Here is a 23,451-nt window from a genome sequence, read left to right as displayed (position 1 = left end):
CAAAATTATATTTCCAGAATTCCTCTTGTCCAACGATCAACAAAGCTTTCAAAAGTAATGCCATATTTGTTATACACTTCATGATAAACAAAGTAAATTCCAAGTTTGTCTAGCAATTCATCATTAATCCGCATTAAAAATCACTCACTTTCGATTATTTAGATGATGGACTTTTCAGCGCCAAGCGATTCGTATCTATTTCTAATCATACCCAGAGTTGCGAACGTTATTCATGTACAGACAATGCAAACAATTTCGGAAAAGAATATCTTTATTCAACTGATTAACGAACTGTTACAATTCTTTCACAATCTGTTTCAAAATCGGTGCGAATCTTTCATCACAATTTAGTAAGATGAATGAAATGACAGCATTGGAGGGACTCTAATGAGGAGATTTAGTTTAGTATTATTTACTGTAATTTTATTGGCTGGATGTGGTGATACGGTAGCGGATTTAAAAGAGGCGGCAGCAGGTATTAATTCAAAGGCAAATGAAGCAGCTTCAGCGATTTCAATCGATGTCCACTTCATTCGAGCTACTGAAATTGAATTCGACAATCAAACTTTTACTATTAACGACTTATTTAAGACTATATTACGCGATGTCGAGTGGAATTATGACGACAGCGGTGAAACCCAGCAATTGAAAATCACAGGTACTTGGCAAAATAACGGTTTATTTGCCCAGCATTCATTTTCTGCGTACCAAAAAGAACTGTTAAAAGAAAATGGCGAAGTAGAAGTTATACTTTCTTTTAACAATGGCACAATGGATGAAACAAAAACAAAAGTATCCATGATAATGGATGGTGAGACACTTATAAAAGAAGTGGGTCAGGAGATTCTTCATCACTTGTATAAAACCTACACACAAATTTTGCTCTAATCCGACTTTTCTATCCACTTTGTTTAGTATTAATACACGAGGGAATATGATTACCATCTAAACTTTTAGGAGGTCATATTATGTCAAACGGATTTACAGATAAACTAAAAGGCGCAGGCAACAAAATTAAAGGTGAAGTAAAAGAAGAAATCGGTAAAAATACAAATGATCCTTCTTTACAAGTCGAAGGTCAGCGCGATCAGCTAAAAGGGGAAACACAAGAAAGAGTTGCTGATGTAAAAGATAAAATTACAACTAAAATCGATGAATATCGAAAATAAGGTTCACAGTAACTAGTAAATTCCATATTTACTAGTTTCTTTTTTTTGCGTTAAAATAGTTAATATACCTTAATATACCCTAATTTTTATTAAGTACTTTAGACTTAATTGAAAGGGATATTTTTATATTAATATAATCTCACTTTAAATTTATAGGAATTTTGTTATACTTTAGTTAAAATACACATTACTTTTTAAAGGGGAAGTTAGAATGACCATTGATCAATTTATACCCCTATCAAAAGACCGCTTATTTAATTGGCTAAAAACCTTAAGTAACCAGCTTTCGAAAGGATCGCTCATCATTGATATAAATGATGAAAATTTACCTATTTTACATGCTAATCCACACTTTTTAAAATTTACATCATTCGAAATGAAAGAATTACTTCATCAAAATATCAATATTTTGAATGGACACAGAACGAATGAAACCTCTATTGAAGAATTAAATTTACATTTAAAATCAGGTGTAGCGAAAAAATTTACGATTTTGCATTATACGAAAGAAGGATCCGCTTTTTGGAACACAATTATACTGCATCCGATTCGAAATGAAGACAACGTGATTCAGTATATTTTATTAACTTGCGAAGATACAACGGAAGCAGAGTTAAATAAAATGGTTTATAAATTGGAGCATGAAGTTTATGAAGCGATTGATCATGAAGATAACCTGCAGTCCATTTTAAATTTAATTACCGAGAAGATTGAACTTTTCTATATTCGCGATGTGTATTGTGCCATTCACATTTTTGATGAAAATTGTGAAATTAAATCGTTAGGTACGCATTCATTGCCATTGGAAATTATTAATGAACTTAATATACTGGAAATCACACCTAACACTAGCCTGAATTCAAACGCAGTTTATTTAAAAGACTTTGCTCCCAAAGATCACCATATAGATCTTTTTAAACATTGGCATCTTAATTTTGTTCAAGGTTCATGGACAAAGCCTATTTTAACTCCTCAAAATGAAGTAAGCGGCATTTTGACCCTGTTCAATCAGGATCCAACAGAATTAAAGCAAATAGATATTAATTACTTAAATCGATTGGCCTTACTGATCCAATTAGCAATTAAGTATGCTGAACAAAAAATTGAGCTTAGCAGACTCGCCTTTTTTGATGTTGAAACAAATTTACCAAACCTGCATTATTTCAAATCTGAATTATCAGAATGGATCAATGTTGGCAACTCGGGATTAGTCGCAATTCTACATCCTACTGAATTTAATAAGGTCGTTGATTTATACGGAAGAAACGCTGGAGCCGACTTACTCCGTCAAGTGGCGGATCGTATGCAAATATATTTTCCGGAAAGTGATTCACTGATTTCACGCTTTTCAAATTCGCTTATTTTCGGAAAAGTTGACGAAAACGATTGCTTCCTTGCCTATAATCAGCAGCTTGAATCGATAACACAATTGCCATATATTATCGATGGTAAAGAAATCTATATTACATTAAAGATCGGTTATACAGTCTTCAATGAGTCGATGACAGTCGAGCAGAGCATTCATCAGGCAGATATCGCCTTATCCAATGCACAGAAGCGTACTGGGACGAGCTATGCAGTATATGAAGATAATAGTACGAAACAATTGACGGAAGAAATGGATATCCTCAATCAATTGGCTTATGGGCTTCAACATGAAGAATTTGAAGTTTATTTGCAGCCTAAAATTAACTTTCAGACAATCGAAGTGGAAGGTTTTGAAGCATTATCTCGTTGGAATTCGAGCAAACTTGGTTTCATTTCACCGGTAAAATATATCCCAATCGCTGAACAAACGGGAAAAATTAAAGCCATTGATTTACTAAACTTTAAACAGATCCTTATCTGGCTACAAAATCGTATAAATGAGAATAAAAAGATTTTACCGATTGCACTCAATATTTCGCCGGACCATTTTTACGATCCGGATTTCCTGCAAAATATAAGGGATATATTTTACCAATATAATGTCCCACCGTATTATATAAAGCTGGAAGTAACGGAAAGCATTGAGTTGGTGGATTTTAAAAAAGCAAAAGAGATTCTAAATCAACTAAGACTTATGGGCATTGAATGTTCAATCGACGATTTTGGTATCGGCTTTTCTTCATTAAGCTATTTACCGCAGTTGCCCTTTTCTGAAATCAAAATTGACCGCAGCTTTATCAGCGCTATGGATGAACCCGGGATGTATGCAATCGTACAAACGATTATCCAATTGGCGAAAAATATTCAAATGCGCCCCATTGCCGAAGGGATTGAAACAGAAGAACAACTGGCAATGCTTCAACAACTTGGCTGTCCTGCTGGTCAAGGCTATTATTTCTATAAACCGATGTCTATTACCGAAGCAGAACAATTGCTGGACACGAAAAAAACAGCTGACGGGAAGTAAATCACCTTCCGTCAGCTGTTTTCTTAGTTTATAGTGTTCGGTAAATCTTTCGATAAGAATACGATTAAATCATGTAGATTTTGCTCGCTCACTCCATGACCTACCGGATAGGTTCTGAATGTAACGTCCGTGTCATAGTCATTGAAGAAACGAACGGCATGCTCTGCCCATTCAATCGGAAAATCATAATCATATTCCCCGTGAGAAATAAAGATTTTAGATTTATCCATCGTTTTTTTACTATATTCAAGCGCAACGAATTCCGGTAAATAACCGCTTAATGCTGCTGTTCCACGAATGGCATTGCCCATCACCATCGCAAGTGACTGTGCCATCGCTGCCCCTTGGTTGAAGCCAACAACATAAATTTGCTGTTCATCCAAATTGAATTCCCAAATAGCTTCTTTAATAAATAATTCTATACCTTTCAGCACTTTATCGAAAATGGCACGATTCGGCTTACCCTCTTCTTCAAATGTATAAAATGCATAGCCCGGACGATGTTTAATCGGTCCTTGCAAACTAAAAATATGACAATTTGTTGAAAACGAATCAACAAGTTGTATTAAATCATTTTCATCGCTCCCTAATCCATGCAGCAAGAAAATCGCAGGTTGCTTATCTGCATCTACTTTAGGTGCTTTGTGTAAATAAATAAATGGTGTGTTCATTTTATATCTCCTTTTAAGAAAGCGTCATTTTATTGACAAGCTGGTCCGTGTAATAAGCCATGTAGCCATCCAGCAATTTGATTGTTTCCTCGATATCGCCTTCTGTTAAAATATTTGCATTTTTAGCACAGGCAACTGTCAAAAAATCAATACGGTATGCATGCTCCACGGATGCATAAGCATAATCGTAAATCACATCTTCATCCTCTACCTTTAATGCATCATATTGCTGATGGAATGCTTTCTTGTAATCGTCCATTTTCTCTCCGACACTGTGGCGGATTTGCATTTGCTGTGCCATTAATTCATTTTCGATATAAGGAACGGTTGGCACTTTTCCTGAACTGAATGTTTCCCGAACAAGATCTGTCCATGCCATTTTATTCTCCACATAATACGCAATATTTAACATTAATCGATCATAAAAATCAGTCGTTGACGTGGAGGAAGCTCTTTTTTCATCGATATTTTTTTGAAGCATTGTTTGGAATTTTTCAAGATCCGCTTTATTCGACAGGAAATAAAGTGTCTGTTCGATATATGTAGTAATTTCTTTTTGCTTATTTTCTGCTGTCATGATTCATCCACATCCTTCATCTGATACTTCCATATTTCTTTATTATCGTACCATTCCTTCAGTAAAATCGCACGTTATCCTATTATCTGTATGGGCCTATTGTATCTGAATTCAGCTCTTTTTGCCAAAGCTTTTTTCTTGTCACCTATACAATAAGTCGGGCTTCCGATTGATTTAGAAATAAAAAAATGCCACTTGCCATAGTAGACAAGTGACATTTTGAGCTTCGAATTAAAGTGCTTTTACTTTCGCAACTACATTTTCTACTGTGAAGCCGTATTCTTTTAACACAATTTTCTCTGGAGCCGATGCACCAAATTTATCGATTGCCAATACATCGCCTTCAAAGCCAACATATTTATGCCAGCCAAGTGATGCACCCATTTCAATTGCTAAACGCTTCGTCACAGCTTTTGGTAATACAGATTCTTTGTATTCCTTGGACTGTTTTTCAAAGCGGTCCATTGATGGCATTGATACAACAGATGCATCAATTCCTTCTGCAAGTAGTGCCTTTTTAGCTTCTACTGCCAAGCCAACTTCAGAACCTGTTGCAATTAACAGGGCATCCGGTGTTTCTTTAGATGAAGCTGAAACGACATAAGCACCTTTTTCAACACCATCGTATACTGTCTCTGTCGCAAGATCCAATACCGGCAAGTTTTGACGAGATAATACTAATACAGTTGGCGTTGATTTGCTCTCTACAGCTAATTTCCATGCAGCTACAGATTCATTTGCATCTGCAGGACGGATAACAGAAAGATTCGGCATTGCACGTAATGATGCTAAATGCTCAACTGGCTCATGTGTAGGACCATCTTCCCCTACTGCAATTGAGTCATGTGTAAACACATATGTTACAGGTAATCCCATTAATGCAGATAAACGAATTGCTGGACGTACATAGTCAGAGAATACAAAGAAAGTACCGCCAAATACGTTTAAACCGCCATGTAATGCCATACCGTTCAGTGCAGCGCCCATTGCAAATTCACGAACACCAAACCAAATGTTACGGCCTTCCGGAGTTTCTGCAAAGAAATCGCCAGCGCCTTTAATAGTTGTCTTGTTTGATCCTGCCAAGTCAGCAGAACCACCGAAGAATGATGGTGTTGTTTTTGCAATTGCATTGATTGCATCACCAGATGATGAACGAGTAGCTACTGCAGTACCTGCTTCATATACAGGTAACTCAGATGCAAAGTTCTCCGGTAATTTGTTTTCCATTGCGTTTACAAATTGTGCAGCCAGTTCTGGATATTCGTTTTTGTAGCTTTCGAATAATTCATTCCATGCTGCTTCTGCTTGTACACCTTGTACTTCGCTAGCTGCTTTAAATGTATCATATACTTCAGTTGGAACGAAGAATGGCTCATGTTCCCAAGCGTATGCAGCTTTTGTTAAAGTAACTTCATCAAATCCTAGTGGCGCACCATGTGAATCTGCTTTACCAGATTTGTTAGGAGAACCAAAACCGATAACAGTTTTCACTTCGATTACAGTTGGGCCGCCAGTATTTTGTTTCGCTTTTTCAATAGCTGAATTAATTTCCACGATATCTGTACCGTCTGCAACTTTTAAATAGTTCCAGCCGTATGATTCGAAACGTTTTTGGATGTTTTCCGAGAATGACTTTTCTAAATCACCATCAAGTGAAATATCATTTGAATCATATAGTACAATTAATTTATCCAATTTTAAGTGACCTGCAAGAGAAATTGCTTCTGCAGCAACACCTTCCATTAAATCACCGTCACCGCATAGTGCAAATGTATAGTGGTCTACAATGTCTTTACCTGGCTTGTTGTATGTTGCTGACAAGTGACGTTCAGCCATAGCCATACCTACTGACATTGCAATACCTTGTCCTAATGGACCAGTTGTCGCTTCTACACCAACTGTATGACCATATTCAGGATGTCCCGGTGTTTTTGAATTCCATTGACGGAAGTTTTTGATTTCTTCCAACTCTAAACCGTAGCCACCTAGATGCAATAAACTATATAAAAGCATGGATCCATGTCCAGCTGATAATACAAAACGGTCGCGGTTATACCAATTAGGATTTTGAGGGTTATGGCGTAAATGCTTCGTCCACAATGTATAGGCCATAGGTGCAGCACCCATTGGTAAACCTGGGTGACCTGAATTTGCTTTTTCAATTGCGTCGATTGATAGTGTACGGATTGCGTTAATTGCTAACTGATCCATCTGTTGTGTCATTATGTGACATCCTTTCCTCGTACGATATTTATACATTTTATAGTGTAGACAAATTTTCACAAGAAAACAATAATTTCTAAAAACGTCCTATAAAATATGTCATACTTTATATTAAATGTGACATATTAATGAAATGTTATTAGTTTAAGAATTTCTTCTGTGATTTAATTTGTTTTAATTTTTCAGGTGTCACATCATTGCCTTCTTCATCAATTACTTTTACATGCTCGATTGTATCACGCATTGTAGTACGGAAAGTATCTAAATATTCTTTGCGCAGCGCTGTACGTTCCTTCGCCTGCTCTTCCGTCAATTTACCTTCTCTCGCTAATTTAGAAAGCTCGTTAATGCGAGCTAATTTTTCTTTTGATAACATTTGAATCTCACCTTTCTTCCTACCTACTACAAAGGTATAAAAAAAACGACTTGAAAACAAGTGTTTACTCTTCAAGTCGCTCCATATATTCAATATATCTTCTATGTACGGTCGCTTTACTGATAGAAATGCCCAAGCCAGACAAAGTCGTAGCAATTTCTGCAAAGGTTAAGCCTTTCTGACGCAGTTGAACAATTTCTTCGACAGGCACTTCTTTTCGTTCACGCCCTTCAATATTACCGCGGTTTTTTAAATTATTTTGCGGCTGGTAGCCATTTTCTACAGCGCGGCGCATTCCCCGGCGGATTTTTGCATTATGCATACGGCGCTGATACTCTTCGACAATCGCTAAAATTTCGAGCAGCATTGTATCCATTTCGTTTAATACGACAGGACCTGCATCATTCAATGTATATACTGTCGCTTCATATTTTTGCAGGAGGTGCAGCACTGCCATACGGGCATTCCCTCGCCCTAAACGGGTTTCATCCTGTACAAATAATGCTTTAATACCGTACTCTTTCATGTAGTCAAGCATGTCGAGTAATCCGTCTCGATCGACATCATATCCACTATGCTGGTCCATGAAAATCTCCACATCTTTATAGCCGAATGATTTTGCGTATTTTGTCAGCTCCTCCTGCTGACGCACTAGCGATGTTTCTTGTGTATTTTTATCCGTACTGACACGGCAATAGATTACTGCTTTAGTTTTTATCATTGTTCCCTCTCGCTACTTTAATCAATTGCATATCGGAGGATTCATTCAGCTGAGCTATGTATTGTGAATCTTTTTCTACAGGCACAACCAATACTTGTCCAAAAACAACTTTTTCATCCAGCATTCCGTTTTCCTTTTTTACTTCATTGATCCAATCATGCTTAGCCATTTTACCACGATATTGTTCTGCCAACGACCATAAAGTATCGCCATGCTCTATGCTTACGTGTTCGTATAATTCAATTTTATCATCCTGCATCATGAATAAAGCAATCATAAGTACAGAGAATAGTAGAAACATTGATGTGAAGCCATTTAATTTAACTCTTTTCATTTGAAAAACCCTCTTTCGAATGTATGTTCGGAATGTTTGTTCTCATAATAATACGAACGTATGTTTTTGTCAACCGTTTTTTCGAACTTATGTTTGCATTCATGTTCGCATACTGCTATACTTACTTTAAGAAAAATAGCATGATAAAGAGGTGAGTTAGTTGACACAAAAAATTTCAAAGCGGCAGCAAGCTATTCTAACTTTTATAAAAGAGGAAGTTCGTGCTAAAGGCTATCCGCCATCAGTTCGCGAAATTGGAGAAGCAGTAGGTTTAGCTTCCAGTTCAACTGTCCACGGGCATTTAGCTCGTTTAGAAAGTAAAGGGCTTATCCGCCGTGATCCTACAAAGCCGCGTGCCATTGAAATATTGGATCAGGAAGAGATGAATATCGCAAAACAAGGTGTCATTCATGTTCCGCTGATCGGTAAAGTTACAGCTGGTCTGCCTATTTCTGCAATCGAGGATATCCAGGAATATTTCCCGTTGCCGGATGCTTACGGCTCACCGGAAGAGGAATTATTTATGCTTGAGATTATGGGAGAATCCATGATTGAAGCCGGGATTTTAAATGGGGATTATGTGATCGTTAAAAAAACGTCTACTGCGAACAATGGAGAGATTGTCGTAGCAATGACGGAAGACGATGAAGCAACTGTTAAGCGCTTTTACAAAGAAAAAACCCATTTCCGTTTACAGCCTGAAAATAGCTCAATGGAGCCAATCATTGTCAACCAAGTTTCTATTTTAGGTAAAGTGGTCGGCCTCTATCGAAATATCCATTAATCATCAACTTGCCATTCTAATAGAATCGGCAAGTTTTTTATTTACAAAATAAAAAGCTCAGCCGCGAACGACTAAGCCTTTCGTTATTTATTGCATGCTTCTACAAAACTATTAAATAAGCGCTGTGCATAAACATCACCGTTCGGAGCCAATTCTTCCGGATGCCATTGCACCGCGACACAATATGGATGCGATTCATGTTCAATCCCTTCAATGATGCCGTCCTTAGCAAGTGCCGAAACAACGAGCCCTTTCCCCAGCTTTCCAACCGATTGATGATGAAATGTATTTACACGGAATGAGTCTTCTTTAAAAATCTCTTTAAATTTAGGTGTCTTTACTTCAACGGTATGTGCCAGTTCCCCTCGCTTTGAAGGCTGTTTATGTAAAATTGTGTTCGCTACTTGTGATGGTATATCCTGAATTATCTTCCCCCCGAATGCGACATTCATAATCTGTTGTCCGCGGCAAATACCGAGAACAGGCATTTGTCTTTTATAGGCTTCATTCATCAATAAAAGATCGCTGTCATCACGTTTCCGTACAACACTTCCGATATGACGGTGCGGTTCTTCATTAAACAACAATGGATCTATATCCGCTCCACCAATTAATACGAGGCCATCAATTAGATCTAATAACTCATTTACGTTTTCTTCTGTAGCATTCGGTATACAAATCGGTATACCTCCCGCTTGTTCAATTGAAATTAAATACGTGTTATTAATATCCAACTTCTTGTCAAAATCATACATTGTTAATCCAATAATCGGTTTCATTCTTTTTATCCCCTTATAATTTATAGATAATTCCAATAATTTAAATTATACTATTGCGTTATACGAAATGACTACAAAAATAAAAAAGGATTGCAGAATCGCAACCCTTTACTTATTAAACACTTTCCATTTGTTTTATAAAATACTGTTTAATTTCTTTCCAGTTATGAACACGCATGAAACCTTCTTCTGATCGATTGTACGGCATCGAATACAATATACCTGTCCCTTTGAATGCTGCGAGTTGGCGTGGGCTGTCATCAATTAAATAATCGGTATGTATTACCGCTTTATTTCCGCAAAACACAATGTTCTGTGTTTTAATAAAGGGTAAATGCTCCATTAACCAGTCGTATTTCGCTGTAAATGAACCCGGTACATCCATTGCAGCTGTCGCAATAAAAATTTCATAATGTTCCTGCAACTCTTGAATGACTTTAATCGCATCTTCATCCAGTACTTTTAAATCTCTGAAATAGTCAGGCTCATTTAATATTGCAAATAATTTCTTCGCATCTTCTCGAGGCAAATCGCGCTGTGTCGTCAGAAGAAACTCTTCATCTGTAAAATTTGTTCCGAAATTTTCGTTATATGTCACACGTAATTTCGAATAAAAATCAGCTAGTACCTGGTCCATATCGATAGCAATACTTTTTTTCATGTAATAAGCCTCCTTGAAATTCCCATAATTTTAGTTTATACAATTGTATTGTGAAAAAACAAGGTATAACTCTTTACAATTAACAACGTACATATTTACGTTTAAAACCGATTCGCCCTTTTTCCACCTGTTTTTCAATTTCCTCATAAGCATGAAGCAAACCCGGTTTTTTCCCTTCCCGTTTCGTTTCAATTGGTCCGATCTCATTTGCAATTTGCACTGCCTCATCATGTAAAGGTTTAAATGAAACACCGACTGTCATGACAAAATTGTTCATCGCCACCTGTGTGCGCTGCGGTGCTTGACGGATATTTTGTTTTACATACTCGAGCATGTCCATTAACTTTTCCTTTGAAAATTCCTCATCTTTACGATTGCCGAGAAGCCAGCAGTAGCAATGCCACCCTGCCGACATTTTCAGATCCTTACCACTGGCAATCCACTTATCGCTTACTTCTTGCGCAATATCAGATTCCGCCAGAGTTACTGCCACAACATAATCCGAAATCATATAGAAATAGGCCTGTTCCATCCAGCGGTCATAATCTTCCTCAGTCATTGCATTCGGATCCGCAATAATTCCTGCGAAATACATAGCATCATAGTTGCCTGTAGCATAGAGCTGTTCGGCCAGTTCCTGGTCTATTTTTATTTGTTTTACAAACGGTTTCATCGAGCCAATCGTTACACCGAACAACGGCTCCTTAGCCCCATTGGACATATAAATCTTTTTTGTACGCTCTTTCCCAAGTGCTTCTAACTCTTGCATCATTGTATCGAGTTTCATAATTTCCTCCTTTTTATTATTATTTTTGTCTTATACTATTATATGATTTAATCGCAAACATACCTAGCGTTCTTCTCAATAAGCTTGCTGGTAAATATTTCATTTAAAACAGTATTTACGGGATATATACGGCGACATACACTCAAGCTTCAGTGTCCTTTTATTGTTGCCCTGTACTTTAATAAAAAAATTGGCAAATTATTTAACCGAATAATAAAACAACCTCTGAACAGAATAATCTCAGGAGGTGATATTGATGTCAAAAAATAAAAACAACATCAATAATAAAAACGTCGAATTCGGTATGGAAACGGACGTTAATCAAGTAAAACAGCAAAACCAAAAAGCTGAAGCTAAAAAGCAACAATCTTCCGGTTTGTTTGCAAACAGCGGTTTACAAAAGCAATCAAGTTCCTTGAATGCTGAATTCGGGATGGAAACTAACGTAAACCAAGTGAAGCAGCAAAACCAGCAAGCTGAAGCCAAAAAGCAACAAACTTCTGGATTGTTCGCGAATAATGGTTTACAGAAAAACTTCTCTTCCATGAACGCCGAATTTGGCATGGAAACAGATGTTAACCAAGTAAAACAGCAAAACCAGCAGGCCGAAGCCAAAAAGCAACAATCTTCCGGTTTGTTCGCAAACAGCGGTTTACAGAAGAAGCTTTCTTCAATGAGCGCTGAGTTTGGCATGGAAACAGATGTTAACCAAGTGAAACAGCAAAACCAGCAGGCCGAAGCTAAAAAACAACAAGCATCGGGTCAATTTGGTAAGAACAAATTCCAAAACGGCAATAAATAAAAAATATTGAACCGGCAATTTTTATTGCCGGTTTTTTAGTTCAAAATTATATTGGTTATAATTTTAAATAATATGTATACATATAAAAAAAACGCTGGAATTTTAACTCCAGCGCTTTCTCTTAGTACATCTTCATATATTGGTCGCGTTCCCACTGATGGACAGTAGAACGGTACATGTCGAATTCGATTTCTTTAGCTTCTTTAAAGTTAGCATAGATGTGGTTGCCTAATGCTCGTTGAACAACTTCATCTTTTGCAAGTAAGTTTAAAGCGTCGTCTAAAGCTGCAGGCAGGTTATCAATGCCGTTTGCTTTACGCTCTTCTTCGCTCATTACATAAATGTTGCGGTTAATTGCTGGTGGTGGCGTTGATTTTTTACGAATCCCTTCCAGACCAGCCTCTAAAATTACTGCCATCGCCAAATATGGGTTAGCTGATGGATCGACCGAACGAACTTCTACACGTGTTGAAACTCCGCGAGAAGAAGGAATACGAATTAAAGGTGAACGATTTTGTGCAGACCATGCTACGTAACAAGGTGCTTCATAACCTGGTACTAAACGTTTATAAGAGTTTACTGTCGGGTTTGTAATTGCAGTAAAGCCTTGAACATGATTAAGTACGCCTGCCATGAATTGCATCGCTGTTTCAGAAAGACCTAATTCAGTAGACTCATCAAAAAAGGCGTTTTCTTTTCCTTTAAATAACGAAACATTGAAGTGCATTCCTGATCCGGCTTCACCGAATAAAGGTTTTGGCATGAATGTTGCGTGTAAACCGTGTTTACGTGCAATTGTTTTAACAACTAATTTAAATGTTTGGATATTGTCGCAAGCTGTAATTGCATCCGCATATTTAAAGTCAATTTCATGTTGTCCCGGTGCAACCTCATGGTGAGATGCTTCAATTTCAAAGCCCATTTCTTCTAGTTCTAATACGATATCACGACGGCAGTTTTCACCTAAATCTGTCGGTGCTAAGTCGAAATAACCCCCGTGGTCATTAACTTCCAAGCTTGGCTCGCCTTTTGCATCCAGTTTAAATAAGAAAAATTCCGGTTCTGGCCCTAAGTTGAAATCTGTGAATCCTAGCTCTTCCATTTCCTTTAATACACGTTTCAGGTTGTTACGTGGATCTCCTGCAAATGGTGTACCGTTCGGATTGTAAATATCACAGATGAAACGTGCTACTTTCCCTTTTTCAGCAGTCCATGGGAAAATCATAAATGAATCATAATCAGGATATAAGTACATATCTGATTCTTCAATACGCACAAAACCTTCGATTGATGAACCATCAAACATCATTTTATTGTCCAATGCTTTATCTAGTTGGCTTACAGGAATTTCTACGTTTTTAATTGTTCCTAAAATATCTGTAAACTGTAAACGAATGAATTTTACTTGCTGTTCTTCTACTAGACGTTTAATATCGTCTTTTGTATATTTGCCCACTAAATTCCACACTCCTAAATTTGTTCAGTACCGATTTTACTCGATCTTTTATAATTTACACACTATTGGTAAAAGCGTGATAAATCCCCTTGTCGAATAGATGTTTTTTGCATGCGCTGTGCTTGGCGCATTTCTTCACGTAAAATTTTTCGTAAGTCCGAATCTGAAATTTCTTTGCTCGCTTGTTGGGCGGCCGGATCATTTTTCAAAGCAAACACTTTTTTGATACCTGCCATATTAATACCCTGCTCAAGCATATCTTTGATTTCAAGTAAAGTATCGACATCATTTAAAGAAAACATCCGTCGATTTCCTTCTGTCCGGTGCGGCTGAATTAAATCATGCTCTTCATAATAACGGATTTGTCTTGCTGTCAGATCCGTTAGTTGCATGACGATACTTATCGATAATAGTGGCATTGAACGTCGAATTTCACTACTCATTTAATTCACCTCCCTTATCGCTATATTACGACTTGTTATTTACAATGTCAAATGTATGTCAGAAAAACTCACATAACTTATGTAAATGAGCAAATAGTTGACAGAATAAAGCGAATTTTATGCACAACAAAAATCGTCCAATAAATGGACGATTTCTAGAAACTATTTTAGTTTTTGGACAGCAGAACAAATGGCATATTTTACATGTTCATATGTTAAACCGCCTTGGATAAATGCGGTGTAGGGAGGGCGAATCGGACCGTCTGCTGTTAATTCAATACTTGATCCTTGAACAAATGTACCTGCCGCCATAATAACATCATCCTCATAACCAGGCATATAGGCAGGCTCCGGCGCAAAGTGAGCGTTAATAGGTGAAGCAGCTTGAATTTCACGACAGAATGCCACCATTTGTTCAGCCGTTTGGAAAGAGACTGACTGAATGAGATCTGTGCGAACATCCGTGTAATGCGGGGATGTCGTCATACCGATTTCTTCAAGCATAGCCGATGTAAAAATTGCACCTTTTAAACTTTGTGCAACAATATGCGGTGCCATGAAGAAGCCCTGATAAAAATCTGCTAACGTATTTAATGAAGCCCCTGCCTCCGCACCGATTCCCGGTGACGTCATACGATATGCACATTTTTCCACTAAATCCGCGCGACCTGCAATATATCCGCCAATTTTTGCAAAGCCCCCACCCGGATTTTTGATTAATGAACCGGCCATTAAGTCAACACCAACTTCTGTCGGCTCAAGCAACTCTACAAATTCACCGTAACAGTTATCAACAAAAATAACGGTGTTTGGTGCAATTACCCGTATTTTTTCAACCATTTCAGCAATTTGTTCAATCGTAAATGATGGGCGCGTCGCATAGCCTTTTGACCGCTGAATTGCAATCATTTTCGTATTTCCGTTTACTGCCTGTTTTACACCTTCCCAATCAATTTCCTTATTATCGATTAAATCTACATGGGAATAGCCAATTTTATAGTCCTTCAGGGAACCTGTATCCTTTTCGCCCCCGTCAACGATTGACTGAAGTGTGTCATAAGGCTTACCTGTAATATAGAGCAATTCATCACCAGGACGTAATACACCGAATAAACTTAATGTGATTGCATGTGTACCTGAAATGATTTGAGGACGTACGATAGCTGCCTCTGACCCGAAAGTTTGCGCATATACACGCTCTAAATTATCACGGCCTTCATCATCATAGCCATACCCTGTTGAAGGATGCAAATGAAAGTCGCTTACTTGATTTTCTCGAAAAGCTGCCAGCACCTTTTGCTGATTATAAAACGCACGTTCATCCACTTCCTGATGATAAGTGCGGACTTTTTCTTCCACTTTTGCTGCAAGCGTTAATGTTTCAGCTGTTAATATTGATTGAAATGCCATTTTTACTACTCCATTCTGTTCAAACTGTATCCATTATACATGAAAAAAAATAGTTTTGACGAATGTTTGAAAAACTGCTATCGTCATGGTCGAAAGGACATTAAGGGAGAGATGTTTATGGCGTGGGATGTATTTAGTTTGATCGGAACGGTTGCCTTTGCCATTTCCGGGGCAATTGTGGCAATGGAAGAAGAGTATGATTTATTTGGGGTGTACATATTAGGTATCGTTACAGCTTTTGGCGGCGGGGCTATCCGTAATATATTAATCGGTCTGCCGGTTTCGACATTATGGAACCAGGAGCTTATGTTTCAATTCGCGCTTCTTGCGATTACGGTGTTCTTTTTAATTCCGCATCATTTATTTAAACAGTGGAGTCGATGGGGATACGTTACCGACGCAATCGGATTATCCGCCTTTGCCATTCAAGGTGCAATGCATGCTGTCCACCTGGAGTTACCGATTGTAGCAGTAATTGTAGCTGCCGTTTTAACAGGTGCAGGCGGTGGGGTGGTTCGGGACTTGCTTGCCGGTAGAAGACCCATTATACTGCGTCACGAAATTTATGCCGTTTGGGCGGCCAGTGCAGGTTTCTTAATCGGCCTTGAAATTTTTAAGGGGGATTTGTTTTTATACTTTTTATTTGTTTCCATTACTGTCCTGCGGATATGTTCATACACTAAAGGCTGGAGCCTCCCATCAAAGAAAATTTATTATACAAAGTAGGATAACTAAAGGGAGTGCCGAATCAATCGGCACTCCCTTTCTTTTGGAAATTATTTAAATTCTAATTCTCCATCATAGGCCATCATTCCGCCATCTAAATTCGTTACATCAAAACCTTGCTCTGCCAGATATTCGCATGCATTAGCACTGCGTACGCCGCCTTTACATACGACGATATAGGATTTTGAATTATCCAGTTCATTAGTACGTTCAGGGATTGAGCCAAGTGGAATATGTACAGCACCTGGAATCATTCCGTGTTCCACTTCAAAATCTTCACGAACATCGATTACATTTAAATCTTCATTTGCATCGAGTAAGTTGATCAGTTCATCTGTTGTCATCGTTTTCATCAAAAATCCTCCAATACTTATAGCATCTTAGTCATTATAATCAATCAGACCAAAATTCGCTACAAGTTTGGCTGTGTTGTTACTCTTCTTCCGATAAAGCTACATTTTTTGACGGTACAAAAGTAGAAATTGCATGCTTGTAAATAAGCTGCTGTTTTCCTTCCGACTCCAATAATACGGTAAAATTATCATATGATTTTATAAGTCCTTTTAATTGGAAGCCATTTAACAAAAATACCGTTACAAAAACATTATTTTTACGTAAATTGTTTAAAAAAGTATCTTGCAAATTAATCGATTTCATCGTCGTTCAATCTCCCTTACCATAAAATACATGCAATAGTTACCTATTCGTTATTCGGACAAAGTTTCCCTTTAATTTTAATGATTTTCAAATAAACTTTTTATTTTACTCCAATCATTTCCGATCCACGCAATATCCATTTTGTTTCGGAAATAGGTAAGCTGGCGTTTTGCATAGCGTCTGGAATTTTGTTTAATCTGTTCCACTGCTTCATCAAGTGAAACCAGTCCATCGAAATGGGCATACAATTCTTTATAGCCGATTGCTTTAATCGCCTGAACATCACGTATCCCAGCATCGTATAGCGCCCTAACTTCTTCAACAAGACCTGCTTCCACCATCAAATCCACACGTAAATTAATTCTTTCATATAACTTTTCACGGTCCATATCCAACCCGATGATTAAGTGGTTATATAGCGGAATATCCCCTCGATTGAATTGCTCTTCCGCTCGAGAAACCCCTGCAAGTTCTGCCATTTCCAGTGCCCGAATAACACGTCTTGTATTATTCGGATGAATCGACGCTGCAGCTGCGGGGTCCATTTGCACAAGTTTTGCATGCATCGCTTCAGGACCTAAAACTTCAAGTTCTTTATAATAGTTTTCGCGTGCTGCTTCATCAACTTCCTGTTTGGCAAATTGAAAATCATACAAGACAGATTGTACATATAGCCCCGTTCCGCCAACAATAATCGGCATTTTACCTCGCGCATGAATCTCTTCAATTTTCCCGCGAACAAGCTGCTGATATTCCGCAACCGAAAACCCTTCCGTCGGTTCTTTAATGTCGAGCAAATGATGCGGAACACCTTCCATTTCGGCTTCTGTAATTTTGGCCGTTCCAATATCCATATGACGATAGATCTGCATGGAATCTCCGTTTATTATTTCGCCGTCAATCTCTTTTGCCAAGCGGACACTTAGCGCTGTTTTTCCTGATGCTGTAGGACCGATAATGGCCACGACATCGATTTTATTATTCATCTTTTAACCACCGTACAATTATTTCTCTTACTTGTTCTTTCTTTTTTTCATTTAGAATTTCATGACGCATCCTTTCAAATATATGCACCTTCACATGTTCCACACCGGCACGTGCAAGCAGTTTCCCTACTCGAAACGCTCCTTCTGCTTCAGGTCCGGCGATCGGATCATATGTCCCGTTTACAACGAGTATTTTTAAATCAGAGCGGATGCGCGCATTTGCATATTCATCCTCCATCTTAAGCATGCCTCCTGTTAAATCAACGAAAAATTGATTCGTCGGAATCACACCGCAAAATGGATCATCGATATATTTTTGCACTTCTTCTTCATCGGTAGTAAGCCAGTCAAAATTTGTTTTTGCATCTTTAATTTTTCGGTTAAAACTGCTAAAACTAAGATCATTCATGAGATCACTTTGGATTTGTGCTCCCTGCAGCTTTACCAGCTGCTTCGCGATAATATGCCCTGCCTTATGAAGCAATGTCGGTGATCCCGATCCCGATAAAATCAGCCGTTCAATTTTATCGCTATGCTGTTGAATAAAGCGGCGTGCTATGAACGACCCCATACTGTGGCCGAATAAAATAGGCAGTTCCGTTGTTTCTTTCTTTAAAAAGGAAAGCACTTCTACAACATCATCAACAACAAGTTCAAAACCTTTTTCAGGTCCGAAATAGCCGAACATGCCGTTTTTTTGCGCTGTATAACCATGGCCGCGATGATCATGTGCTGTTACAAAATACCCTTCATCACATAGCTTTTCTGCAAAATTTTCATAACGCCCACTATGTTCCGACATCCCGTGTAAAATATGAATATGTCCAATACGCTTCTTACTCGGTGCATAAGTACGGACGAAAATATCATGCCCGTCTGACATTGTGACAAAAAATGACCGTTGTTCCATAAAACCATCCCCTTTTTATGAATTACATAACGCGTTTAAACATTTTTTCCACTTCATATGACGTAAAATGAATTAATACAGGTCGTCCATGCGGACACGTAAACGGATTGTCGGCATTTCGTAAATCATTGATCAGCCTTTCCATCTGTTCTTTATTTAAATAGTGATTCGCTTTAATCGACTTTTTGCAGCTCATCATAATGGCCGCATCTTCACGTAATTTTTTTATATCGGTTTTCCGTGCACTTAACACTTGCTCGATCAATTCCTCGATAATTTCCTGTTCCTCGCCTTTCGGGAACCAAGTCGGGTATTCCCGTACAACAAATGAAGAAAGTCCGAATTCTTCCAAGAAAACCCCTACTTCTTCAAGTGCCTCTTTCGATTCTTTTAGACGCAATGCCTCATCTGCCGCATAATGGAATGTTAATGGCATGAGAAGTGTCTGACGTTCGTTTGCATTCACTTCTCCGACTTTATCACGGAAATATTCATACTTAATCCGTTCCTGTGCTGCATGCTGGTCAATTAAATAAAATCCGTCTTCCATTTGGGCTACAATATACGTTCCGTGAATCTGACCGACAATTTCAACTTGCGGGAAATGCCGTTTTGTTTCGGCTTCTTCCATTGGTACCTCTTCCGGATAGGTTTCCTCTTCAACAGTTGGAAGTTCATCGAAATCAGACCGATTATGCTGTTCCCTGCTTTCCGGCACAGGTGAAGCTGTATGCGTGACCGGTTGTTGCTTAGTCGGAACCGGCGCATACGGCTCTTTTACAACAGAAGCTTCACTTGATAATCGCTCAACGATTGTCGATAGCTTTTCTTCATTGAATACAGGCTGTGTTGAAGGTGCCGGTGCAGGGTTCCAAATATTCATCTGCTCAGTCGGCGTTCGAATTGGCTTCTCCTTTTTTTCAGCGAGCGGAATGCGGATAACATCCCGAATCGCAGAACGGATCGTATCTTCAATAAGCTTCAATAGTTCCGGCTCTTTACTTAAGCGTACTTGATGCTTCGCCGGATGAACATTGACATCGGTTAATTGCGGATCTCCCTCAACATACAAAAGTACGATGGGAAAACGCTCAATCGGTAAATACGTATGGTATGCATCTGTAATTGCCTTCTGAATCACGAAATGTTTGACCCAGCGTCCATTGACGAAAAGTGACATATAGTTTTTTGAAGCACGTGTCACCTCAGGCAAACTTGCAAAACCATGAATTTTATAATCTTGATTTTGACCTTCAAACGGCAGCATTTTCTTTGCATTATGTGCACCGTAAATGGCTGCCAATACTTGTTGAACTTGGCCGCGCCCGTTCGTTTGCAATAATGTTTGCCCATTATGCACTAGTTTAACCGCAATCGATGCGTAGCCAAGTGCAATCCGGTTAACAAAATCGATTGTATGCCCAAGCTCGGTCTGAATCGTTTTTAAATATTTTAGGCGTGCAGGTGTATTAAAGAAAAGCTGAGCAACAGTAATATCTGTCCCCCTGCGAAGTGCGGTCGGCTGATGCTCCTTCAAATGACCGCCTTCCATATACAAATGCACACCTCCATTTCCGTCCGATGTGCGTAATGTTAACTTGGAAACCGAAGCAATCGATGCCAATGCTTCACCACGGAAACCAAGCGTCCGAATGCGGAACAGATCCTGTTCTTTTTCTATTTTTGATGTGGCATGGCGCGAAAAGGATTTAAGCGCGTCTTCCTCGTCCATACCACTTCCGTTATCTATGACTTGTATTGAATGAAGGCCAGCTTCTTCCAGGAAAATTTCGATTGACGTACTGCCAGCATCGATTGCATTTTCAACTAGTTCTTTTACAACAGATGAAGGGCGTTCGACTACTTCACCGGCTGCAATTTTATTTGATAGCCACTCATCCATTATTTGAATTTTTCCCAAAGCCGTTCCCTCCTTTATTGATTGCCTAGTAATTTTTGCTGCAGTTCATGCAATAATGTCATGGCCTGCATCGGTGTTGTACCCATCACATTCAGTTTTTTCAATGCATCGAGTACTTCTTGTTGTTCTGGTGCAATTGATGGTTCTTCTTCCATTGTAAACAATGAAAGCTGCAAATCGTTCTCCGCCACCTGTTCCACTAATTGCGGATTTTGTGGGGGTTCTTGTTCAAAAATAGCTTGTGGCTTTTCTGCATTCGTTGCTTCAAATTGTTCCAGCAACAGACGTGCACGCTGTAAAATCGTTTCCGGCATTTCCGCAAGCTCTGCCACATGAACACCGTAACTTTTATCTGCGGCACCTTTTTTCACTTTATGCAAAAATACAACTCGGCCGTCTTGCTCGGTTGCACTGACATGAACATTTTGCAGTCGTGCCAGCTCGTTTTCCAAATCCGTCAGTTCATGATAGTGAGTTGAAAATAGTGTGTTTGCTCCGATTTCATCATGAATATATTCCATCATTGCCTGTGCCAGACTCATTCCGTCATATGTTGAGGTGCCGCGTCCGATTTCATCAAATAACAGCAAACTGTTTTTAGTTGCATGTGTAATGGCATACTGTGATTCAAGCATTTCTACCATAAATGTCGATTGACCTGCTGCTAAGTCATCAGCTGCACCGATTCGTGTGAAGATCTGGTCGGTAATCGGTAGTATCGCTTCATCAGCCGGTACATAGCATCCCATTTGAGCCAAAACGACAATTAGTGCGACTTGGCGCATATACGTACTTTTACCCGACATGTTCGGACCGGTAATCAGCATCATATTTTTATCCTCTGTTAGCACACAATCATTCGGTACATAGCTTTGTTTATTGAGCATTTTTTCAACGACCGGATGTCTTCCTTCAATAATTTTCAAAGCACGTCCTTCATGGAATTCCGGCTTTGTAAAACGGTACTTATCGGTTACCGTTGCAAAGCTCATCAGAACATCAAGCTCACTGATTTGGGCAGCCAATGCCTGAACCCGAGGTATATACCCTTTTAACTGTTCTCGCAATGCTACAAATAAATCATATTCCAATGCAAGGCTCTGCTCTTCAGCATTCAAGATCAGTGCTTCTTTTTCTTTTAATTCTTCTGTAATAAAACGCTCGGCATTCGCTAAAGTTTGTTTTCGTTCAAAACGTGCCAGGTCCGTATTATTCAAATGGGATTTTGTAATTTCAATATAGTACCCAAACACGCGGTTATAGCCGATTTTTAAATTTTTGATCCCTGTCAGTTCACGTTCTTTCTGCTCAAGCTGGGCGATCCAGTCTTTCCCGTTTCGGGATGCATCACGATATTCATCCAGCTGTGCATTGTAGCCATCGCGAATGACATCGCCTTCTTTGATCGAAATTGGCGGATGATCGGTAATCGCCTCTGCCAGCAATTGTTCGATATCGGCACATACGTCCAGCTTTTGACCAAGCGTCACACATTTCTCCAACCCGCTGTTTACAAGCTTTTGCTGAATCTCGGGTACTTGTCGTAATGATTCGCGCAGCTGTGCCAGATCGCGCCCTCCAACAGAACCAAATGCTACACGCCCTGCCAGACGCTCTAAATCGTATACATTTTTCAGCAGTGTCGTTAATTCGTCGCGCAAGAAGAAGTCTTCCAGTAATTCCGTAACAATCGCCTGTCGTGCTTCAATAGCATTTTTCTTTGCGAGCGGCTGGTGCATCCATTGTTTCAGTTTTCGGCCTCCCATCGCTGTTACCGTTTCATCCAAAAGCCAAAGCAATGTACCTTTAGCATCCCCGCCCCGTATCGATTGGATTAACTCCAAGTTACGTTTGGAATTTGTATCGATACGAAGGAAATTATCGGCTTCAGTATAGGAAAACGGCTGAATATGCGATAAAGAACGCATTTGTGTACGTTCCACATATTGTAGTAGTCGCTTTGCCACACCTTGCAGCTGAACCGGCAAATGTGCAACATACTGATCTGCCTTTACCGGATCCATTTCTTCTGTTTCAAGTGATAGGACGATACCTCCTGCTTCCGCATAATCGGCAAGCAGTAACTGCAGCTGTTCTGTTACAATCAGTTCTTTTATCGCATATGCTTGTACTTGCTGAATTAATTGTTTTGCACTTCCTTCAATTACCGAACAGTTTGCTTCCCCTGTTGATACGTCCAAATAGGCAAAGACGATTTCATCATCTTCATTACTTTCAGCAGCAGCAATAAAATGATTGGATTTCCCGTCAAGCGCTTTTCCCTCTGTAATCGTTCCCGGTGTAATTACTTGTACAACTTCGCGTTTCACAACACCTTTTGCATGCTTTGGATCTTCCGTCTGTTCGCATACTGCCACTTTAAAACCTTTTGCGACAAGTGTTTCGATATAGCCCTGCGCAGAGTGATGCGGTACCCCACACATCGGAATTGGATTATCTGTATTGCCGGCACGCGCTGTTAATGTAATTTCCAGCAGCTGTGACGCTTTAATGGCATCATCAAAAAACAGTTCATAAAAATCGCCTAAACGGTAAAATAAAAAAGCATCTTTGTAATCTTGTTTTACGAGCAAATATTGTTGCATCATCGGTGTATATGTAGTCATGGTTATTTCCCTCACTTGCTAAAACTTGTACAA

General features: G+C 39.0%; 24 protein-coding genes. 6 read left to right on the top strand and 18 right to left on the bottom strand.

The window, feature by feature from the left end:
- The first annotated feature begins 387 nt into the window (after positions 1 to 387).
- The 3 genes from M3166_RS01915 to M3166_RS01905 all read left to right on the top strand — a co-directional run bounded on the left by M3166_RS01915 (position 388) and on the right by M3166_RS01905 (position 3,564).
- Entirely contained in the window at positions 388 to 888 is a 501-nt protein-coding gene (locus tag M3166_RS01915; RefSeq protein WP_251686817.1) for a 23S rRNA methyltransferase, read from the top strand.
- 80 nt (positions 889 to 968) lie between these two features.
- Positions 969 to 1,169 carry a CsbD family protein gene (locus M3166_RS01910; protein ID WP_008407565.1) on the top strand — a complete coding sequence of 67 codons (201 nt, stop codon included), beginning with the start codon at positions 969 to 971 and terminating at the stop codon, positions 1,167 to 1,169.
- A 211-nt stretch (positions 1,170 to 1,380) separates the two neighbouring features.
- Positions 1,381 to 3,564: an EAL domain-containing protein gene (locus tag M3166_RS01905; RefSeq protein ID WP_251686815.1), complete on the top strand. Its 2,184-nt coding sequence runs from the start codon at positions 1,381 to 1,383 to the stop codon at positions 3,562 to 3,564.
- Between the two features lie 23 nt (positions 3,565 to 3,587).
- Here M3166_RS01905 and M3166_RS01900 read toward each other — a convergent pair whose 3' ends face one another.
- From M3166_RS01900 to yneA, 6 genes are all read right to left on the bottom strand, one after another.
- Positions 3,588 to 4,235, bottom strand: coding sequence for an alpha/beta hydrolase (locus tag M3166_RS01900; RefSeq protein ID WP_251686813.1), 648 nt, complete (start codon positions 4,233 to 4,235; stop codon positions 3,588 to 3,590).
- A gap of 13 nt (positions 4,236 to 4,248) precedes the next feature.
- Positions 4,249 to 4,812: a DNA helicase gene (locus M3166_RS01895; protein ID WP_251686811.1), complete on the bottom strand. Its 564-nt coding sequence runs from the start codon at positions 4,810 to 4,812 to the stop codon at positions 4,249 to 4,251.
- Between the two features lie 231 nt (positions 4,813 to 5,043).
- Positions 5,044 to 7,038, bottom strand: coding sequence for a transketolase (tkt, locus tag M3166_RS01890; RefSeq protein ID WP_251686810.1), 1,995 nt, complete (start codon positions 7,036 to 7,038; stop codon positions 5,044 to 5,046).
- Positions 7,039 to 7,177: 139 nt separating this feature from the next.
- A complete protein-coding gene (locus M3166_RS01885) occupies positions 7,178 to 7,414 on the bottom strand; it encodes a DUF896 domain-containing protein (RefSeq protein WP_079527868.1) in 237 nt (78 codons plus the stop codon).
- 64 nt (positions 7,415 to 7,478) lie between these two features.
- Positions 7,479 to 8,135, bottom strand: coding sequence for a YneB family resolvase-like protein (locus M3166_RS01880; RefSeq protein WP_251686809.1), 657 nt, complete (start codon positions 8,133 to 8,135; stop codon positions 7,479 to 7,481).
- Positions 8,122 to 8,469, bottom strand: a complete 348-nt coding sequence (gene yneA / locus M3166_RS01875) for a cell division suppressor protein YneA (RefSeq protein WP_251686807.1) — start codon at positions 8,467 to 8,469, stop codon at positions 8,122 to 8,124. The genes M3166_RS01880 and yneA overlap by 14 nt, the downstream gene beginning before the upstream one ends.
- 160 nt (positions 8,470 to 8,629) lie before the next feature.
- On the opposite strand from yneA, the gene lexA reads away from it, so the two are divergent.
- The gene (lexA, locus tag M3166_RS01870) at positions 8,630 to 9,253 is read left to right on the top strand and encodes a transcriptional repressor LexA (RefSeq protein ID WP_079527874.1); all 624 of its coding nucleotides are present in this window, start codon (positions 8,630 to 8,632) and stop codon (positions 9,251 to 9,253) included.
- Between the two features lie 83 nt (positions 9,254 to 9,336).
- On the opposite strand, the gene M3166_RS01865 is transcribed toward lexA, so the two are convergent.
- From M3166_RS01865 to M3166_RS01855, 3 genes are all read right to left on the bottom strand, one after another.
- Complete coding sequence (locus M3166_RS01865; protein ID WP_251686805.1) at positions 9,337 to 10,032, bottom strand: gamma-glutamyl-gamma-aminobutyrate hydrolase family protein; 696 nt, start codon at positions 10,030 to 10,032, stop codon at positions 9,337 to 9,339.
- Positions 10,033 to 10,147: 115 nt separating this feature from the next.
- Positions 10,148 to 10,693 (bottom strand): 5' nucleotidase, NT5C type, encoded by a 546-nt coding sequence (locus tag M3166_RS01860; RefSeq protein ID WP_251686803.1) that lies wholly within the window; start codon positions 10,691 to 10,693, stop codon positions 10,148 to 10,150.
- 79 nt (positions 10,694 to 10,772) lie between these two features.
- Positions 10,773 to 11,480, bottom strand: coding sequence for a DNA alkylation repair protein (locus tag M3166_RS01855; protein ID WP_251686801.1), 708 nt, complete (start codon positions 11,478 to 11,480; stop codon positions 10,773 to 10,775).
- Positions 11,481 to 11,736: 256 nt separating this feature from the next.
- On the opposite strand from M3166_RS01855, the gene M3166_RS01850 reads away from it, so the two are divergent.
- Positions 11,737 to 12,282 carry a gamma-type small acid-soluble spore protein gene (locus tag M3166_RS01850; RefSeq protein ID WP_251686799.1) on the top strand — a complete coding sequence of 182 codons (546 nt, stop codon included), beginning with the start codon at positions 11,737 to 11,739 and terminating at the stop codon, positions 12,280 to 12,282.
- Positions 12,283 to 12,403: 121 nt separating this feature from the next.
- Here the strand turns inward: M3166_RS01850 and glnA are convergent, their stop codons facing one another.
- The 3 genes from glnA to M3166_RS01835 form a co-directional block, all read right to left on the bottom strand.
- The gene (gene glnA / locus M3166_RS01845) at positions 12,404 to 13,738 is read right to left on the bottom strand and encodes a type I glutamate--ammonia ligase (RefSeq protein WP_251686797.1); all 1,335 of its coding nucleotides are present in this window, start codon (positions 13,736 to 13,738) and stop codon (positions 12,404 to 12,406) included.
- Positions 13,739 to 13,800: 62 nt separating this feature from the next.
- On the bottom strand, positions 13,801 to 14,181 hold the full coding sequence (locus tag M3166_RS01840; protein ID WP_008407589.1) for a MerR family transcriptional regulator: 381 nt from the start codon (positions 14,179 to 14,181) through the stop codon (positions 13,801 to 13,803).
- Positions 14,182 to 14,343: 162 nt separating this feature from the next.
- The gene (locus M3166_RS01835; RefSeq protein ID WP_251686795.1) at positions 14,344 to 15,591 is read right to left on the bottom strand and encodes an aminotransferase class I/II-fold pyridoxal phosphate-dependent enzyme; all 1,248 of its coding nucleotides are present in this window, start codon (positions 15,589 to 15,591) and stop codon (positions 14,344 to 14,346) included.
- Between the two features lie 117 nt (positions 15,592 to 15,708).
- Here M3166_RS01835 and M3166_RS01830 point away from each other — a divergent pair, with 117 nt between their 5' ends.
- Positions 15,709 to 16,317, top strand: coding sequence for a trimeric intracellular cation channel family protein (locus tag M3166_RS01830; RefSeq protein ID WP_008407591.1), 609 nt, complete (start codon positions 15,709 to 15,711; stop codon positions 16,315 to 16,317).
- Positions 16,318 to 16,367: 50 nt separating this feature from the next.
- Here the strand turns inward: M3166_RS01830 and M3166_RS01825 are convergent, their stop codons facing one another.
- The 6 genes from M3166_RS01825 to mutS form a co-directional block, all read right to left on the bottom strand.
- A complete protein-coding gene (locus M3166_RS01825; RefSeq protein ID WP_014823385.1) occupies positions 16,368 to 16,670 on the bottom strand; it encodes a rhodanese-like domain-containing protein in 303 nt (100 codons plus the stop codon).
- A 79-nt stretch (positions 16,671 to 16,749) separates the two neighbouring features.
- The gene (gene hfq, locus M3166_RS01820; RefSeq protein ID WP_079527893.1) at positions 16,750 to 16,974 is read right to left on the bottom strand and encodes an RNA chaperone Hfq; all 225 of its coding nucleotides are present in this window, start codon (positions 16,972 to 16,974) and stop codon (positions 16,750 to 16,752) included.
- 77 nt (positions 16,975 to 17,051) lie between these two features.
- Positions 17,052 to 17,960, bottom strand: coding sequence for a tRNA (adenosine(37)-N6)-dimethylallyltransferase MiaA (gene miaA / locus M3166_RS01815; protein WP_251686793.1), 909 nt, complete (start codon positions 17,958 to 17,960; stop codon positions 17,052 to 17,054).
- Positions 17,953 to 18,870, bottom strand: a complete 918-nt coding sequence (locus M3166_RS01810; RefSeq protein ID WP_251686791.1) for an alpha/beta fold hydrolase — start codon at positions 18,868 to 18,870, stop codon at positions 17,953 to 17,955. Before M3166_RS01810 ends, miaA begins: the two co-directional genes overlap by 8 nt.
- A 22-nt stretch (positions 18,871 to 18,892) precedes the next feature.
- Positions 18,893 to 20,791 carry a DNA mismatch repair endonuclease MutL gene (gene mutL / locus M3166_RS01805; RefSeq protein WP_251686789.1) on the bottom strand — a complete coding sequence of 633 codons (1,899 nt, stop codon included), beginning with the start codon at positions 20,789 to 20,791 and terminating at the stop codon, positions 18,893 to 18,895.
- A 14-nt stretch (positions 20,792 to 20,805) separates the two neighbouring features.
- Positions 20,806 to 23,418, bottom strand: a complete 2,613-nt coding sequence (gene mutS, locus M3166_RS01800) for a DNA mismatch repair protein MutS (protein WP_251686787.1) — start codon at positions 23,416 to 23,418, stop codon at positions 20,806 to 20,808.
- Positions 23,419 to 23,451 lie beyond the last annotated feature (33 nt).

The sequence above is a fragment of the Solibacillus isronensis genome (genome assembly GCF_023715405.1).
Classification (GTDB): Bacteria; Bacillota; Bacilli; order Bacillales_A; family Planococcaceae; genus Solibacillus; species Solibacillus isronensis_B.
The sequence above is the reverse complement of the archived record's forward strand: the minus strand, read 5'-3'. Positions and strand labels throughout refer to the sequence as shown.

Excerpts from the sequence above, each read along its gene's own strand:
- M3166_RS01905 (WP_251686815.1), top strand. The coding sequence starts at position 1,381 with ATGACCATTGATCAATTTATACCCCTATCAAAAGACCGCTTATTTAAT.
- yneA (WP_251686807.1), bottom strand. The coding sequence starts at position 8,469 with ATGAAAAGAGTTAAATTAAATGGCTTCACATCAATGTTTCTACTATTC.
- M3166_RS01860 (WP_251686803.1), bottom strand. The coding sequence starts at position 10,693 with ATGAAAAAAAGTATTGCTATCGATATGGACCAGGTACTAGCTGATTTT.
- hfq (WP_079527893.1), bottom strand. The coding sequence starts at position 16,974 with ATGAAATCGATTAATTTGCAAGATACTTTTTTAAACAATTTACGTAAA.
- M3166_RS01850 (WP_251686799.1), top strand. The coding sequence starts at position 11,737 with ATGTCAAAAAATAAAAACAACATCAATAATAAAAACGTCGAATTCGGT.
- M3166_RS01855 (WP_251686801.1), bottom strand. The coding sequence starts at position 11,480 with ATGAAACTCGATACAATGATGCAAGAGTTAGAAGCACTTGGGAAAGAG.
- M3166_RS01840 (WP_008407589.1), bottom strand. The coding sequence starts at position 14,181 with ATGAGTAGTGAAATTCGACGTTCAATGCCACTATTATCGATAAGTATC.
- M3166_RS01810 (WP_251686791.1), bottom strand. The coding sequence starts at position 18,870 with ATGGAACAACGGTCATTTTTTGTCACAATGTCAGACGGGCATGATATT.
- M3166_RS01915 (WP_251686817.1), top strand. The coding sequence starts at position 388 with ATGAGGAGATTTAGTTTAGTATTATTTACTGTAATTTTATTGGCTGGA.
- M3166_RS01900 (WP_251686813.1), bottom strand. The coding sequence starts at position 4,235 with ATGAACACACCATTTATTTATTTACACAAAGCACCTAAAGTAGATGCA.
- M3166_RS01825 (WP_014823385.1), bottom strand. The coding sequence starts at position 16,670 with ATGAAAACGATGACAACAGATGAACTGATCAACTTACTCGATGCAAAT.
- miaA (WP_251686793.1), bottom strand. The coding sequence starts at position 17,960 with ATGAATAATAAAATCGATGTCGTGGCCATTATCGGTCCTACAGCATCA.
- M3166_RS01885 (WP_079527868.1), bottom strand. The coding sequence starts at position 7,414 with ATGTTATCAAAAGAAAAATTAGCTCGCATTAACGAGCTTTCTAAATTA.
- M3166_RS01865 (WP_251686805.1), bottom strand. The coding sequence starts at position 10,032 with ATGAAACCGATTATTGGATTAACAATGTATGATTTTGACAAGAAGTTG.
- M3166_RS01835 (WP_251686795.1), bottom strand. The coding sequence starts at position 15,591 with ATGGCATTTCAATCAATATTAACAGCTGAAACATTAACGCTTGCAGCA.
- tkt (WP_251686810.1), bottom strand. The coding sequence starts at position 7,038 with ATGACACAACAGATGGATCAGTTAGCAATTAACGCAATCCGTACACTA.
- M3166_RS01880 (WP_251686809.1), bottom strand. The coding sequence starts at position 8,135 with ATGATAAAAACTAAAGCAGTAATCTATTGCCGTGTCAGTACGGATAAA.
- M3166_RS01895 (WP_251686811.1), bottom strand. The coding sequence starts at position 4,812 with ATGACAGCAGAAAATAAGCAAAAAGAAATTACTACATATATCGAACAG.
- mutS (WP_251686787.1), bottom strand. The coding sequence starts at position 23,418 with ATGACTACATATACACCGATGATGCAACAATATTTGCTCGTAAAACAA.
- M3166_RS01910 (WP_008407565.1), top strand. The coding sequence starts at position 969 with ATGTCAAACGGATTTACAGATAAACTAAAAGGCGCAGGCAACAAAATT.
- M3166_RS01830 (WP_008407591.1), top strand. The coding sequence starts at position 15,709 with ATGGCGTGGGATGTATTTAGTTTGATCGGAACGGTTGCCTTTGCCATT.